Origin of the sequence: Methylobacterium goesingense (assembly GCF_022179225.1) — a bacterium.
Lineage (GTDB): Bacteria > Pseudomonadota > Alphaproteobacteria > Rhizobiales > Beijerinckiaceae > Methylobacterium > Methylobacterium goesingense.
The window spans coordinates 1-13948 of record NZ_BPQL01000170.1; the positions used below are offsets into that span (position 1 = coordinate 1).

At 72.1% G+C, this 13948-nt stretch carries 15 protein-coding genes; 10 read left to right on the forward strand and 5 right to left on the reverse strand.

Annotated elements, in window-relative coordinates; translation table 11 throughout:
* The 3 genes from MFF30_RS22940 to MFF30_RS22950 all read right to left on the reverse strand — a co-directional run.
* The coding region (locus tag MFF30_RS22940) for a metallophosphoesterase (protein ID WP_238282384.1) at window positions 1-754 on the reverse strand (754 nt) is incomplete at its 3' end.
* Between the two features lie 49 nt (window positions 755-803).
* On the reverse strand, window positions 804-1424 hold the full coding sequence (locus tag MFF30_RS22945; protein ID WP_238282385.1) for a cation efflux transmembrane domain-containing protein: 621 nt from the start codon (window positions 1422-1424) through the stop codon (window positions 804-806).
* Between the two features lie 175 nt (window positions 1425-1599).
* Window positions 1600-2004, reverse strand: a complete 405-nt coding sequence (locus MFF30_RS22950) for a hypothetical protein (protein ID WP_238282387.1) — start codon at window positions 2002-2004, stop codon at window positions 1600-1602.
* Between the two features lie 205 nt (window positions 2005-2209).
* On the opposite strand from MFF30_RS22950, the gene croR reads away from it, so the two are divergent.
* The 9 genes from croR (at window position 2210) to MFF30_RS22995 (ending at window position 11487) form a co-directional block, all read left to right on the forward strand.
* A complete protein-coding gene (croR, locus tag MFF30_RS22955; protein WP_055949554.1) occupies window positions 2210-2689 on the forward strand; it encodes a 3-hydroxybutyryl-CoA dehydratase in 480 nt (159 codons plus the stop codon).
* Window positions 2690-2771: 82 nt separating this feature from the next.
* On the forward strand, window positions 2772-3524 hold the full coding sequence (locus MFF30_RS22960) for a TrmH family RNA methyltransferase (RefSeq protein WP_238282399.1): 753 nt from the start codon (window positions 2772-2774) through the stop codon (window positions 3522-3524).
* A gap of 177 nt (window positions 3525-3701) precedes the next feature.
* On the forward strand, window positions 3702-5282 hold the full coding sequence (gene crtI / locus MFF30_RS22965; RefSeq protein WP_238282389.1) for a phytoene desaturase family protein: 1581 nt from the start codon (window positions 3702-3704) through the stop codon (window positions 5280-5282).
* Window positions 5279-5710 carry a DUF2141 domain-containing protein gene (locus MFF30_RS22970; protein ID WP_238282390.1) on the forward strand — a complete coding sequence of 144 codons (432 nt, stop codon included), beginning with the start codon at window positions 5279-5281 and terminating at the stop codon, window positions 5708-5710. The genes crtI and MFF30_RS22970 overlap by 4 nt, the downstream gene beginning before the upstream one ends.
* A gap of 7 nt (window positions 5711-5717) precedes the next feature.
* Window positions 5718-6704, forward strand: a complete 987-nt coding sequence (locus tag MFF30_RS22975; RefSeq protein WP_238282391.1) for an ABC transporter ATP-binding protein — start codon at window positions 5718-5720, stop codon at window positions 6702-6704.
* Complete coding sequence (locus MFF30_RS22980; protein ID WP_238282392.1) at window positions 6701-7894, forward strand: ABC transporter permease; 1194 nt, start codon at window positions 6701-6703, stop codon at window positions 7892-7894. Before MFF30_RS22975 ends, MFF30_RS22980 begins: the two co-directional genes overlap by 4 nt.
* A 124-nt stretch (window positions 7895-8018) precedes the next feature.
* The gene (locus tag MFF30_RS22985) at window positions 8019-9545 is read left to right on the forward strand and encodes a phytoene desaturase family protein (protein ID WP_238282393.1); all 1527 of its coding nucleotides are present in this window, start codon (window positions 8019-8021) and stop codon (window positions 9543-9545) included.
* Window positions 9546-9604: 59 nt separating this feature from the next.
* Complete coding sequence (locus tag MFF30_RS22990) at window positions 9605-10357, forward strand: lysophospholipid acyltransferase family protein (RefSeq protein ID WP_238282401.1); 753 nt, start codon at window positions 9605-9607, stop codon at window positions 10355-10357.
* Window positions 10357-11487, forward strand: a complete 1131-nt coding sequence (locus MFF30_RS22995; RefSeq protein WP_238282404.1) for a glycosyltransferase family 2 protein — start codon at window positions 10357-10359, stop codon at window positions 11485-11487. The genes MFF30_RS22990 and MFF30_RS22995 overlap by 1 nt, the downstream gene beginning before the upstream one ends.
* Here the strand turns inward: MFF30_RS22995 and cutA are convergent.
* A complete protein-coding gene (gene cutA, locus MFF30_RS23000; RefSeq protein WP_238282394.1) occupies window positions 11466-11825 on the reverse strand; it encodes a divalent-cation tolerance protein CutA in 360 nt (119 codons plus the stop codon). The two genes, MFF30_RS22995 and cutA, sit on opposite strands and share 22 nt — an antisense overlap.
* A 136-nt stretch (window positions 11826-11961) precedes the next feature.
* Here cutA and MFF30_RS23005 point away from each other — a divergent pair, with 136 nt between their 5' ends.
* Window positions 11962-12732: an NAD kinase gene (locus MFF30_RS23005; RefSeq protein ID WP_238282395.1), complete on the forward strand. Its 771-nt coding sequence runs from the start codon at window positions 11962-11964 to the stop codon at window positions 12730-12732.
* 10 nt (window positions 12733-12742) lie between these two features.
* Here the strand turns inward: MFF30_RS23005 and MFF30_RS23010 are convergent.
* On the reverse strand, window positions 12743-13948 hold a 1206-nt coding region (locus MFF30_RS23010), incomplete at its 5' end, for a DUF2336 domain-containing protein (protein WP_238282397.1).

Genomic DNA, 13948 nt, shown 5'->3' on the forward strand with positions numbered 1-13948 from the left:
CCGACGCGGCCCGGCCCGACCTCTGGGTCTCGGGCCGGGCCGCGTCGGGGAGGTCCTCCAGAACGGTGCTTGCGTAGAAGGCCGGCACCCACCAGGGGACGCCGGGCGCGTGCCGGAACGCATCGGCTGCGCGTGGGCTCGCCGGATGATGGGTGACGCAGACGGTGGGGCCGTCATGCGGGCGTGACAGGGCGGCGATCAGGCCCTCGCGCTCCCGCGCATGGGCCTCCATCGCGTCGGCCGGCGACCAGGCCGTCCCGTCGCCGTTTCGGATCGAGCCTCGGAACTCGCGCGAGCCCGTGACCGGGTCGGTCATCCGTGCCGCCGCGTAGGCGACCGGGTCGTCCGGAGCATCGGCCACGCTGCCGTCGAGCCAGCGCCCGGCGAGCGACCAGTCGCTCCACAGGGTCGTGCCGACGAAGCGGACACCGTCGCGGATGATGGCCGCGCCGCGCTGGAGCAGGTGGATCTCCGCGCCCTCCCCGTTGAGGCGCAGCACCTCGGCTTCCAGGGCGGCGAGGAGTTGCGGCGCCGTGCGCCCGTCCCCGGTCGGCGCGTAGTGCTCGTGGTTGCCCGGCACCAGCACGATCGGGCGGCCCTGGGCCAGGGTCATCAGGGCCGCGAGACCGGATTCGGGCCGGCCCTCGTGCAGGTCGCCCGGGCAGACCAGCACGTCGAAGGGCCGGCTCGGGGGCGCAATGACGTCGAGGCGTCGGCGCTCCAGGTGCAGGTCGGAGATCGGGAACAGGTGCATGGCGGCTCGGAGGCTCTCCCGGGGCCTGATTCACGGGCCCGGCTTCGTTCTAGGATCTTGCTTCGTTCTCGGGCCGGGCCTCGGCCGCGCGCCACTCGGCCCGTGCCGCCCGCAGGATGTCGCCCGCCGAATCCGCGTTGAGGACGGCGATGCCCGCCGCCGCGATGAGGTCCGGCCAGGCCGACAGGGTCAGGGCGGTGGCGAGGCCGGCGGCGATGATCGCGAGGTTGGCGAAAGCGTCGTTGCGGGCGGAGAGGTAGGCTGCCCGGGTCAGGCTGCCACCCCCGGAGCGGTGGCGGGCCAGCATCATCGCACAGGTGAGGTTCACCGCCAGCGCCCCGAGGCCCGTGAGCGTCAGGGGGATCGGGGCCGGCGGCGCCATCGTGGCGAATTTGATCCAGGCCGCGTAGGCGGTGGCCAAAGCCGGCAGGAGCAGGATACCGGCGAGCACGATGCCGAGCCGGGCCCGGTTGCGCACGCTCCAGCCGATGCCGGCGAAGATCAGCAGGTTGATCGCCGCGTCTTCGAGAAAATCGAGGCTGTCGGCGATGAGCGCCAGGGAGCCGATCGCCAGGGCGACGCTGACCTCGATACCGAAATACGCGAGGTTGAGCCCGGCGACACGGGCGACCACCGGGCGGAGCGCAGGGTCGGGGGCTGGCTGGTTCACGGAGTGTTCCTGAGCCGATATCGCAAAGATGGCCGTCGGTTTTGCGATCGGCGTTCGCGACACAACGATGTCGGGAACGGACGAAGCGTCGGCGGGCCAACCTTTCGTCCGTTCGGGGTCGGCGCGTCTTCGCCGATGCCTGCCGCCCTGTCGAGGGGGCGGCAGGCATCGCGGATCAGGTCCCCCGGGCGATGCGCCGATTGCGTACATCCCTCAGGGCGCGTCGGCTCACGGCGCCCGTGGGCGGTGCCACGGGCGCCGGCGGAAGGGGCGCCGCCCCAGGGACTCTCGCCATGAGGGCTGGGTGAACCTTCGGCTCGTTCCGGAACACCGGCTGCGCCGCCACCGGCACGGGCGCCGTGGTGCGGGGTGCGATGGGCTGGCGCGCCTTCCGGGACCGTTTCGGCTTCGGTGCGTGGCAGAGCTGGATTGTGAAGGCGACGAGGGACGCCGTGAGGCACCCGAAGGCGAGGCCGAGGATGTTGGGTTGCACGCTCTCGCTCGTCATCAGGGCGACGAGGCCCGTGAGCGAGAGCGCCGACCCCACATGCCCGGGCGTGATTGGATGGGGATCGGCCATGCCGGGCACCATGCGGGGGCGGGATCACGGCCGCGTGAAGACGACCGCTCAAATTGTCCGCAAGCGCCCTCGTGCCGGTCGCGATCCACCGGGCCGGAGGCTGGATTTGGCCGCGCACCTGTGCGAGGCGAAACAGGATCTTCGGCGCGACGACCGTGCGTGCCGTCAGCGTAGCAAGAAACCGACTGTCAGGGAGAAGCCCCCAATGATGCCCGAACTGCGCGTCCTGTACTTCGAGGATCTCGAAGTCGGCCTGTCCGAGACGCTGAACAAGGTCATCGCCTCTTCCGACGTGGTGGGCTTCGCGGAGATCACCGGCGATCGCAACCCGATCCACCTGTCCGAACATTTCGCGGCGCGCACGCCCTTCGGAACCCGGATCGCGCACGGCCTCTACACCGCCGGCCTGATCTCGGCGGTGCTCGGCACCCGCCTGCCCGGCCCCGGCGCGGTCTATATCAGCCAGACCCTGAACTTCCGGGCGCCGGTCCGCATCGGCGATACGGTCGAGGTCACCGTCGAGGTGGCCGAACTGGTGCCGGAGCGCCGCCGCGCCCGCCTGAAATGCACCTGCTCGGTGGCCGGCGAGGTCGTGCTCGACGGCGAGGCCCTGGTGAAGGTGCCGACCAAGGCCGAGGCCGATCCCCTCGCGGTGCGCATGGGCGGGCGTCCGGCGAGCGCCTGACGCCGTCTTGACCGCCGCTCCCCGGCCTGCGCCGGTCGCCATCGACGATCCCGCCGACCCGCGCCTCGCGCCGTACACGGCGATGCGCGAGCGCGACCTCGTCGGGCGCGCCGGCCGCTTCATCGTCGAGGGCGAGGTGACTCTGCGGGTCATGCTCTCGGCGCGGGCGCGGTTCGGCCTCGAATCGGTTCTTCTGGCGCCCGAGCGCCTGGCCGGCTTGGCGGAGGCCCTCGCGCGGCTGCCCGGGGACGTGCCGGTCTACACGGCGACGAAGCCGGTGATGAGCGCGATCACCGGTTTCCCCATCCATCGCGGTGTCCTCGGCGTCGGCCTGCGCGGAACGGAAGCGCCCGGTGCGCCGCTCCCCGGCCTGCCACCCGCCCTGGCGCCGGCCCTCGTGGTCGGCCTCGTCGGCCTGACCAACCACGACAATGTCGGGGGCCTGTTCCGCAACGCCGCCGCCTTCGGCGCCGACGCCGTGCTGCTCGACGCCGGGACCTGCGACCCGCTCTACCGCAAGGCGATCCGCGTCTCGGCCGGCGCCGCGCTCATCGTCCCGTTCCGGCAACTGGCCGATGCCGACGCGATCCTGGCCTTCGCGGCGCGCCACGCCCTGGAGCCCCTGGCCCTGAGCCCCGGCGGCGGCGAGACACTCGCGGCCCTGTTGCCCCCCGCCCGTACCCTGCTGCTGCTCGGGAGCGAGGGGCCGGGTCTCCCGCCGGACCTGATGGAGCGCCTGCGCACCGTCCGCATTCCGATGGCGCCGGAGTTCGATTCCCTCAACGTCGCGACGGCGGGCGCGATCGCGCTGCATCACCTGTCCCGATCGGCGTAGAGCAGCAGGGCGGGCGACCCGCTCCGAGGGCCGCCACCACGCGCGACACTGCGCCCCCATTGCCGCGCGCCCCACTACGGTCAAGATTATGCACCGGGTCGCACGGGCCCTGGACGGACCATTCTTGCGCACCACATGCGCGCAGAGATGGGAGCATAGACGAGGGAGTTGCGAGCGTTGTTGCAGTCACGGGACGGCTTGCGGACCCTGTCCGGACGCCGCGTCATCATCGTCGGTGCCGGTCCCGGCGGCCTCGCCACCGCACTCCTCCTCGCCCGGGCCGGCGTCCACGTCACGCTGCTGGAGAAGGATCCGGCGGTGGGTGGTCGCACGAAAACCTTCGAGGCGCCGGGGGGCTTCCGGTTCGATATCGGCCCAACGTTCTTCCTCTATCCGCAGATCCTCGCCGATATCTTCGAGACTTGCGGCGAGCGCCTGGAGGATCACGTCAAGCTCGAGCGTCTCGACCCGCAATACCACCTCGTGTTCGAGGCGGGCGGCGAGATCCGCGCCACGAACGTTATGGACCGGCTCGAGGCCGAGGTGGCGCGCATCGCGCCGGACGACGCCCGCAACGTGCGCAAGTTCTTCGCCGACAACCGGGTCAAGCTGAAGTTCTTCAAACCGGTCCTGGAGCAGGCCTTTCACACCCTGCGCGCCATGGCCTCCCCGGCGATGATCGCCGCCCTGCCCCACCTCCATCCCGGGCGCAGCGTCGACAAGGACTTGCGCCGCTACTTCAAGGATCCGCGGGTCCGCCTCGCCTTCGCGTTCCAGACCAAGTACCTCGGCATGTCGCCGTTCCGGTGCCCGAGCCTGTTCACCATCCTGTCGTTCCTCGAATACGAGCACGGCGTCTATCACCCGGTCGGCGGCTGCGGCGCCGTCTCGGAGGCGATGGCGGGCCTCGCCCGCCGGATGGGCGTCGACATCCGCCTCGGGGCGGGCGTCGAGCGGGTGCTGTTCGAGGGCAAGCGCGCCAGCGGCGTGGTCTGCAACGGCGAGACCCTGCAGGCCGATGCGGTGGTCATCAATGGCGACTTCGCCAAGGTGATCCAGGACCTCGTGCCGCAACAGCACCGGCCGCGCTGGCGCGACGCGAAGATCGAGAAGGCGCGCCTCTCCTGCTCGACCTTCATGCTCTATCTCGGCCTCGACGGGCCGATGCCGGAGGCGCTGGGCCACCACACCATCCTGCTGTCGGAGGATTATGCCCGCAACATCCGGGAGATCACCGACGGCATCCTGCCGATGCAGCCCTCGCTCTACGTGCAGCACGCCGGCTTTACCGATGGCGGCATGGCGCCGCCCGGCCAGACCAGCCTCTACGTGCTGGTGCCGGTGCCGAACCTGAAAGCGGGCATCGACTGGAAAAGCCTGCGCGAGACCTATCGCCGCCTCGTCCTCGACCGCCTGAAGCTGCTCGGCCTCGGCGACATCGAATCGCGCATCCGTTACGAGCGCATCGTCGATCCGACCGAGTGGCGCGACGAGTTCTTCGTGCACGAGGGCGCGACCTTCAATCTCGCCCACGACCTGATGCAGATGCTCTACTTCCGCCCGCACAACCGCTTCGGGCCAGGCCTCTACCTCGTCGGCGGCGGGACCCATCCGGGCTCCGGCCTGCCGGTGATCTACGAGGGTGCGCGCATCACCGCCCGCCTCCTCATCGAGGAGCTGTCCGCCGGCCGCGTCGGCGCCGCCAGCGCCGGTATTCCCACGACCGCGCCCCTGGCCGCTTCGGGCGACGCCACTTGAGGCGGCGGGCGAGGCTCACGGCCGTCATCTGCACCCTGTTCCTGACCACGGGAGCGGCACGGGCCGCCTCCGTGGCGGTGGAGGTCGAGGGCATCGAGCCCGGTGGCCTGATCTCCGTCGCCTTGTGCCAGGACGGGCTGACCGAGGCCGATTGCCGGACGGGGCAGCAGGCCGAGCCCCGGGCCGCCGCGCAGCGCTTCGTGTTCCCGAACGTGCCCCCCGGATTCTACGCGGCCCTGGCCTACCAGGACACCAACGGCAACGGCCGCCTCGACCGCACCGGCCTCGGCCTGCCCCTCGAACCCTACGGGTTTTCCGGCGAGTCCGTCCGCTCCGCCCGCCCGGACTTCGCGCGCGCGCGCTTTACGGTGCGCGAGCCGGCCGCGAGCGTGCGGGTCCGCCTGTCGCGCGCCCTGCCGCGCCGCTGAACGCCGCATGACCACTCCTCCCGCGCCGCTCCTGAGGGTGGCCGGCGCCGCCCTCGCCTATCGGGGCAGCCGCGTGCTGGAAGGCGTCGACCTCGCCCTCGGCGCCGGCGAGACCCTCGCGCTCCTCGGCCCCAACGGCGCCGGCAAGACGTCGCTGATGCGCCTCATCGCGGGCCGGCTGGCCCCTGGCGCCGGCAGCGTTCGTGTCGCCGGCGACGACCCTCACCGGACGCCGGCCGCGCGCCGGGCGATCGGCTGGGTGCCACAGGAGATCGCCCTCTATCCGCGCCTTTCGGTGGCCGAGAACCTGTCGGTCTTCGCCCAACTCGCCGGCATCGCCTGGCGCGAGCGGGCCGAGGCGGTGGCCACGGGGCTCGCGCTCTGCGCCCTCGCGGAGGTGGCCCGGCGCCCGGTCGGGCTGCTCTCGGGCGGCTACCAGCGCCGCGTCAACATCGCCGCCAGCCTGATGGCGCGGCCGCGTCTCGTCCTCCTCGACGAGCCGACGCAGGGCGTCGACCTGCATGCCCGGGCGGCGATCCACGCGGTGCTCGGGCGCCTGCGCGAGGCCGGCACGGCCCTCCTCGTCGCCACCCACGATTTCGCCGAGGCCGAGCGCCTCGCCGACCGGGTCGCGATCCTGGCGCGGGGCCGGATCGTCACCGACGGCCGCCTGTCCGATCTCCTCGCCCGCATCCGCGCCGACGCCCCCGAGCACGAGGCGGCACTCGTCGCCCCCGCCGACGCGGCGGCGGAGGCGGTGCTGCGCCGGACCGGGTTCCTGCCCGTCGACACCGGCTCGACCTGGCGGGCGCGCCGCCTCGCCGGGACGCCCCGCGACGGCGCCGACCTCCTTGCCGCCCTGCGCAACGCGGGCGTGCCGATCGCGGAAATCCGCATCCGTGCGCCTGGCCTGGAGGCGGTCTATCGCGAGGCGTTGGCGGAATTCGCAGGCGATGGCCGGGACGGCGCCGCCGGGACGGGAACCGCCGCATGATCTCGGCCGCCTTCCGCGTGATGCTGCTCGGCCTGGTGCGCGACCGGGCCGCCCTGGTCATGGCCTTCGTGCTGCCCACCGTGATCTTCACGATCTTCGCCGCGATCTTCTCCGGTGCGCTCGGCGAGCGAATCCGCATCCATGTCGGCCTCCTCGATCTTGCCGGGACGCCGACGACGCAGCGGCTGATGCAGGCCCTGGAGACGGACCCATCCCTCCGGGTCGGGCGCCTCTCGGCCGCCGACCTCGATGGCGCCGTCGCGGCGGTGCGCCGCGGCGAGGTCGACGTGGCCATGGTACTGCGCGGCGACCTCGATGCCGGTTCGACAGGCGCCGACCAACCCGTGGTGCTGATCGAGAATCCCGCCAAGGCCCTGGCGACCCCGATCGCCCTCGGCCAGCTCCAGCGGGTCCTCAACGAGGCCCTGCCCGACGTGGTGCTGGCCCGGATCGTCGCCGACGTGGAACGCTCGGGCAAGATCGGGCCGGACGAGCGCGCCTTCCTGAACCAGGCCTTCGCCGAGCAGCGGGCCCGCAAGGAGCCCTTCGCCTTCGCGTCGCTGGTGGAGCGACGCAGCACCGCCTCGGGCGCCACCAACGACCGCGTCAGCTACTATGCGGGGGCGATCACGGCGGTGTTCCTGCTCTTTGCCGCCATGCAGGGGGCGCTGTCCCTCGTGGACGAGCGCCAGTCCGGCCTCGCCGACCGGCTGATGGCAGGCCCCGGCGGGCTCGGTGTGGTGGTGCTGGGCAAGTTCCTGTTCCTGGTGGGCCAGGGCCTCGTCCAGGCCGGGCTGATCTTCACCGCCGCCGCCCTGCTGCACGGGGTCGACATCCTGCCCCATGCGGGCGCCTGGCTGGTGACCACCCTCCTCGTCTCGGCCATGGCGGCAGGCCTCGCGCTGGCCGCCTGCGCGGCCTCCGCCACCCGCCAGCAGGCGCATCTGGCCGCCACCTTCGGCGTCCTGCTGCTGTCGGCGGTGGGCGGCAGCATGGTGCCCCGGTTCCTCATGCCGCCCTGGCTGCAGGAGGCCGGCTGGCTCACCCCCAACGCCTGGGCCATCGAGGCCTACCAGAACGCGCTGAGCGAGGGCTGGGCCGCGGCGCTGCCGGCCTGGGGCGTGATGGCCGCCGTGGCGGGGGCGGGTCTGGTCGTCGCGTTAGCGCTGGTGTCGCGGCGGGCGATCTAGGAAGGTGCGTGCGAAGACGGCGTCCGTCCGCGCCGCGACCGGTTAGCGCGTTGACCGCGCGGCCATCCGGTCTAGCTTCATGCAGGGAATGGGCTTTCGGACCGGCCCGGGGAGTGTAACGAACATGCGGGCTGGGTCTTCGGTCGCCGTCGTCGGCGCAGGGTTGGGCGGCTTGGCGGCCGCCTGCGTGAGCGCCGCGCGCGGCCACAAAGTCACGCTCTACGACAAGAACGACTGGCTCGGCGGCAAGGCCGCGGTCCTGCACGAGGGCGGCTTCCGCTTCGACATGGGGCCGACCATCCTCACGGTGCCGAAGGTGCTGGAGCGGATCTTCCAGGAGGCCGGGCGCAACATCCACGACTACCTGGACCTGCGCCGCCTCGATCCGCAATGGCGCTGCTTCTTCGACGACAACACCCATCTCGACCTCATGGCCGACGTGCCCACCATGGCCGCCGACATGGAGCGCTTCGCCCCCGGGACCGGAGCCGGCGAGGGCTACAAGAAGTTCCTCGAGATCTCCGAGCACCTGCACGACGTCTCGAACAAGTTCTTCTTCTGGAAGCCGGTCGAGGATCTGTTCGACACGATCAACATCCGCGCCAACATGAATCCCGGCACCCTGCGGGACGTGCTGTCCCTGCGCATGGGCTCCTCGGTGGCGGGCACCATCCGCTCGAAGGTCAAGGACGCGCGCCTCGCGCAGATGCTCGACCACTTCGTGCAATATGTCGGCTCCTCGCCCTACGGTGCTCCGGCCGTGCTCTGCGCCATCGCGCACATGCAGACGGCGGAGGGCGTCTGGTACCCGATGGGCGGTACCCGCGCGGTGGCCGAGGCGCTGACGAAGCTCGCCGGAGAACTCGGCGCGACGTTGCGTCCCGGCGACGAGGTCACGGGCCTCGCCATCGAGAAGGGCACGGTCAAGGGCGTGAAGACCGCCTCCGGGATCACTCCGTTCGACGCCGTGATCTCGAACATGGATTCGGTGCGCACCTACCGCGAACTCGTCGGCGGCGACGTCGGAAAGGCCTACGAGAAGAAGAGCTTCGAGCCGGCTTGCTCCGGCGTGGTGCTCTATCTGGGGCTGAACAAGCGCTACGAGCACCTGAACCACCACGACTTCGTCTTCTCCCGCGATCCGGAGGAGGAGTTCGACTACATCTACCACAAGGGCGAGCCGGCCCCGGACCCGACCGCCTACCTGGCGGCCCCCTCCTGCACCGATCCGTCGGTGGCGCCCGAGGGTGGCGAGGCGCTCTACGTCCTCGTTCACACGCCGTATCTCCGCCCGCACCACGACTGGTCGAAGATGTTCCCGGCCTACCGCCAGGTCATTCTCGACAAGCTCAAGCGCACGGCCAACATGCCCGACCTCGAGGAGCGCATCGTCGTCGAGCGCCACCTCACCCCGCAGGACATTCACGAGCGTTACAAGGTGCTCAACGGCGCGATCTACGGGCTGGCCTCCCACGGCAAGTTCATGGGCGCGTTCAAGCCGGGCAACCGCTCGCGGCAGGTGCGCGGCCTCTACCTCGCCGGTGGGGCCGCCCATCCGGGTCCGGGCATGCCGATGGTGATGATGTCGGGCTGGATCGCGGCGGACGCCCTCGACACCGATGCCAGGGGCGAGGAGCGCGCCAGCGCCTGAAGGCCCGACGCGTGTCCCGCAAGGACGGCCCCGCCCGATCGCCCGCCCTGTGGCGGTTCATGGTCGGGTATTTCGACCGCTACGTCCGACGCCACCTCAACGCGCTGCGGCTCGCCCGCTGGGGCGTACCGGCCTGCGCCGACCATGCCGGCCCGGTGGTGGTCTATTGCAACCACCCGGCCTGGTGGGACGCGGCCGTGGTCATCCTGCTCGCCGGCAAGCTCTTCCCGGCGCGCGAGAGCTATGCCCCCTTCGACGCGCGGATGCTGGAGAAATACGCGGTCTTCGCCCGGATGGGCGCTTTCGCGGTGGATCTCGAATCGGCCCGCGGGGCGGCCCAGTTCCTCAAGGCGACCCGGCGCATCCTGGGGGCGCCGAACCGGATGATCTGGATCACCGCCCAAGGGCGCTTTCAGGATGTGCGGGCCCGGCCGCTGGCCTTGCGCGCCGGCGTCGGCCGCCTGCCCGAGATCGCGCCCGACGCTCTGTTCGTGCCGCTCGCCCTCGAATACGCTTTCTGGGAGGAGCGCGGTGGCGAGGCCTTCGCGGCCTTCGGCACGCCCGTGCCGGGGGCCGCCCTCCTCGCTCTGCCGCGGGCCGAGCGGCTGGCCCGGATGGAGGCGGACCTAACCGCGACCCTCGACCGGCTCAGCGCTGACGTGATCTCGCGCGAGGCGGGGCGCTTCGCGCCGCTCGCCTCCGGCGCCAAGGGCGTCGGCGGGGTCTACGACCTCTGGCGGCGCCTCGGCGCCGTCCTCACGGGGCGGCGCTTCGAGCCGGCCCACCGCCAGAAGGGAGATCCGGTTCCGTGATGCTCGGTCTCGCGATCCTCGCCCTGGCCTGCGCCGCGCTGCCCGGCCTGATCGCCTGGGTCAACCTCTCGATCCTGCGCACCCCCGAGCCGGATCTCGATGTCCGCTCCCGGATCTCGGTCCTCATTCCGGCCCGCAACGAGGCGCCGGTCATCGCCACGACGGTGCGCGCGGCCCTGGCGAGCGCCGGGGTCGCCCTGGAGGTGCTGGTCGGCGACGACCATTCCACCGACGACACCGCCGCCATCGTGGCCGGCATCGCCGCCACCGACCACCGCCTGCGCCTGATTCCGATCCCGCCCCTGCCCGAGGGTTGGACCGGCAAGAACCACGCCTGCGCCCGGCTGGCCGAAGCGGCGCAGGGAACCCACCTCCTCTTCGTCGACGCCGACGTCACCCTGGCGCCGGCGGCAGCCGCCGCCCTCGTCGCCCATGCGCGGCGGACCGATTCGGCCCTGGTCAGCGGCGTGCCGCGCCAGATCATGGGCACGCTCGGCGAGCGCCTGACGGTTCCGATGATCAACTTCCTCCTCGTCGGCTACCTGCCGATGGCGATGATGCGGGCCTCCCCGCGCCCCAGCCTCGGGGCCGCCTGCGGCCAGCTCGTTCTCGTCGCCCGCGCCGCCTACGAGGCCACCGGCGGGCACGGCGCCGTGCGGACCAGCCTGCATGACGGCGTCGTGCTGCCGCGCCGGTTCCGCCGGGCCGGCTACCGCACCGACCTCGTGGCCGCGCACGCGCTGGCCACCTGCCGGATGTACCGGGGGTTCGGCCAGAGCTGGGCCGGCTTCTCGAAGAACGCCCGCGAAGGCATGGCGACGCCGCGCGCGCTGCCGGTCTGGACCCTGCTGCTGGCCGGCGGCCACGTGCTGCCCTGGCTGCTCCTGCTCGCCGCCCTCCTGGGCTTCGGCTCGGGGGCCGCCGTCTTCCTGGCCGCCGCGGCGGCCCTGGTCTCCCTGGCGACGCGGGCGGCGATCACCCTCGTCACCCGCGAGCCGGCGGGGACGATCCTCCTCCATCCCTTCACCGTGCTGGTGGCCCTGGCGATCCAGTGGCGCGCCCTGCTGCGGCGCCGGGGCGCCGGGACGCCGGCCTGGAAGGGGCGCAGCTACCCGGTCGGGGACTCCTGAGGCGCCTCCGTGCCGGTCCCGCCCGCGGTCTCGGCCAGGATCCAGGCCGCGGTGTCGGGGTCGGCGCCCGACACGGGCAGGTGCAGGATGATCGGCGTCTCGTAGGGGTGGCGCGCTTTCAGGGCGGCGCAGAGGGGCTCCGCCAGGCCCTCCCGGCTTTTCAGGATCGCGACGACCTCCGATCCGCGTTCCACCGCACCCTTCCAGGCGTAGACGGATTGCATCCCCGGCAGGACGTTGACGCAGGCCGCCAGTCGCAGCCGCACGAGGTCTTCGCCGACGCTGAGCGCGGTGCCGGCATCCGGGAAGGTGGTGTAGACGAGAAGCGGCCGCTCCATGCTATGGGTCTCCGACCAGGGTGCTGCCGCTCCACCGGCGGGAGCGGGCCGACGGGGATGCCGGCGGGACTGGAAACGGGACGCTGGAGCGAACGCTCCGCGTCGGCAAGGTGGTCGGCAAGGCGGATGTGAGCCCATGGCGCGGCGTTTCGAACGGCTTGCCTTCGTCGCGAGTCCCACGGAGGACGCCCGCCAGGCGGCCGCGACCCTGATGCGCCGCTACGACCACGTGCCCCCGGACGAGGCCGACGTGGTGGTGGCGCTGGGCGGCGACGGTCTCATGCTCCAGACCCTGCACCGCTTCATGCATGCCGGCACGCCGATCTACGGCATGAACCGCGGCACCGTCGGTTTCCTCATGAACGAGTTCCGCGAGGACGGGCTGATCGAGCGCCTGGAAAGCACCAAGCGCAGCATCATTCACCCGCTGATGATGGAGGCCGAGGACATCGAGGGGCGCCGGCACCAGGCCCGGGCGCTCAACGAGGTCTACATGCTGCGCCAGACGCACCAGACCGCCAAGCTCCGGATCTCCGTCGATGGCCATGTCCGCCTGCCCGAACTCATCGCCGACGGCGTTCTCGCGGCGACCCCGGCCGGCTCCACCGCCTACAACCTTTCGGTGGGCGGGCCGATCCTGCCCCTCAACGCCCGTCTCCTGGCCCTGACGCCGATCTCGGCCTTCCGGCCCCGGCGCTGGCGCGGCGCGCTGCTGCCCGATTACGCCCGCATCGAGATCGAAGTGCTGGACGCCGAGCACCGCCCCGTGGCGGCGGTGGCCGACCATACCGAGTTCCGGCGGGTCAGCAGGGTGCAGACCTGGCTCGACCACGCCACCAACCTGACCCTGCTGCACGATCCCGGCCACAGCCTCGACGAGCGCATCCTGCGCGAACAGTTCGGCTGAGGACAATCGCTCAGGCGGCGATCCGCTCGCGATCCGCGCGGTAGCTCGCCACCAGAGCTTCCGGGATGGCGTCGAGGACGACCTCGACCGTGAGTTTGTGCGCGTGCTCCCGGCTGCCCTGGAACTCGGCCAGGATGGCGTCGGGCAGGGCGTCGAGGATGACCCCGACGGGATCGGTGCGGGGCTGGTCGGCCTCGGGGGCCTCGGCCTGCGCGACCGCAGCGGCCGTGGCCGGCTTCGCCATCGGGTCGGCTTCGACGCGGGGGGCGGCCTCAGCGACAGGCCCCTGGGTCACGAGACGCTGGGCCTCGCGCCACTCGCCGTCGAGGATCTCGTTCTCGATCCGCAGGGCGTCCGCGCGTACGGCGTCCGCGGCGAGTTCGCGGGCGAGCACCCGCGCCTCGTCGCGCGCCGCCTCGGCCTCGAAGCGGGCGAGAAGCGCCATCACGCCCTGCGCCTCGGCGAAGGGCATCGTCTCGCAGGCGGTCAGCGCCCGCTCGATCATCAGGCGCGACAGGCTGGCGCCCGCGCTGACGATGGCGCCCTGCCCGGCCTCGCGCCAGGCCGACAGGGCGGCGCCGAAGGCCGGCAGCAGCACGGGCGACAGGCCGGCCTTGCGGTGAAGGGCGGCGAAAGCGGCGGTGGAGCCTTCCTGCATCAGCCCCGCCACCCGGCGCAGCGGCAGGCCCGAGAGGTCGGCCAGCGCCGCCTCCGCGAAGGCCATGTGGCCGGACAGGATGGCCCGCAGCAGCAGGCCTGCATTAAGCTGGCCTTGCGTCTTGAGATGGGTCACGAGGCGGGCGAGGTCGATCGGGTGGGCCTCGGCGCTGAAGGCCAGGGTCGCGCGCTCCTGTGCCTCCCGGCTGGCGCGCGCGCTCCGGGCCGGGGTGAGCCAGCCGGAGGACACCGCGAAGGCCGAAAGAGCTTCGGCGAGGCGGGTCGTGATGCTCTGGCGCACCTCGAGGGGCAGGTTCGGCCGCGTGAGAATCGCCTCACGCACGGTGGCAAGGCCGCCGTGGCGCTCGACCATCCGCATCAGGCTGCCGGTGGTAATCCGGGCGCTGCGGTTGCGCGCGAGAGCGACGAGGGCCGGCGCCTCCCCGATCTCCGCGATTGCCCCGGCGACGCCCGCGGAGAGGTTCGCGCGGCCCGCGATCGCGCGGCGGACGGTAAGGCAGCCGATGGCGACACCGTCCACGAGGTCGGCATCTCCGAG

What these genes read in the sequence shown, in the direction of transcription:
- MFF30_RS22950 (WP_238282387.1), bottom strand. Translation starts at nt 2,004, where the DNA reads ATGGCCGATCCCCATCCAATCACGCCCGGGCATGTGGGGTCGGCGCTC.
- MFF30_RS22985 (WP_238282393.1), top strand. Translation starts at nt 8,019, where the DNA reads ATGCGGGCTGGGTCTTCGGTCGCCGTCGTCGGCGCAGGGTTGGGCGGC.
- cutA (WP_238282394.1), bottom strand. Translation starts at nt 11,825, where the DNA reads ATGGAGCGGCCGCTTCTCGTCTACACCACCTTCCCGGATGCCGGCACC.
- MFF30_RS22995 (WP_238282404.1), top strand. Translation starts at nt 10,357, where the DNA reads ATGCTCGGTCTCGCGATCCTCGCCCTGGCCTGCGCCGCGCTGCCCGGC.
- MFF30_RS22980 (WP_238282392.1), top strand. Translation starts at nt 6,701, where the DNA reads ATGATCTCGGCCGCCTTCCGCGTGATGCTGCTCGGCCTGGTGCGCGAC.
- MFF30_RS22960 (WP_238282399.1), top strand. Translation starts at nt 2,772, where the DNA reads ATGCGCGAGCGCGACCTCGTCGGGCGCGCCGGCCGCTTCATCGTCGAG.
- MFF30_RS22975 (WP_238282391.1), top strand. Translation starts at nt 5,718, where the DNA reads ATGACCACTCCTCCCGCGCCGCTCCTGAGGGTGGCCGGCGCCGCCCTC.
- croR (WP_055949554.1), top strand. Translation starts at nt 2,210, where the DNA reads ATGATGCCCGAACTGCGCGTCCTGTACTTCGAGGATCTCGAAGTCGGC.
- MFF30_RS23005 (WP_238282395.1), top strand. Translation starts at nt 11,962, where the DNA reads ATGGCGCGGCGTTTCGAACGGCTTGCCTTCGTCGCGAGTCCCACGGAG.
- MFF30_RS22990 (WP_238282401.1), top strand. Translation starts at nt 9,605, where the DNA reads ATGGTCGGGTATTTCGACCGCTACGTCCGACGCCACCTCAACGCGCTG.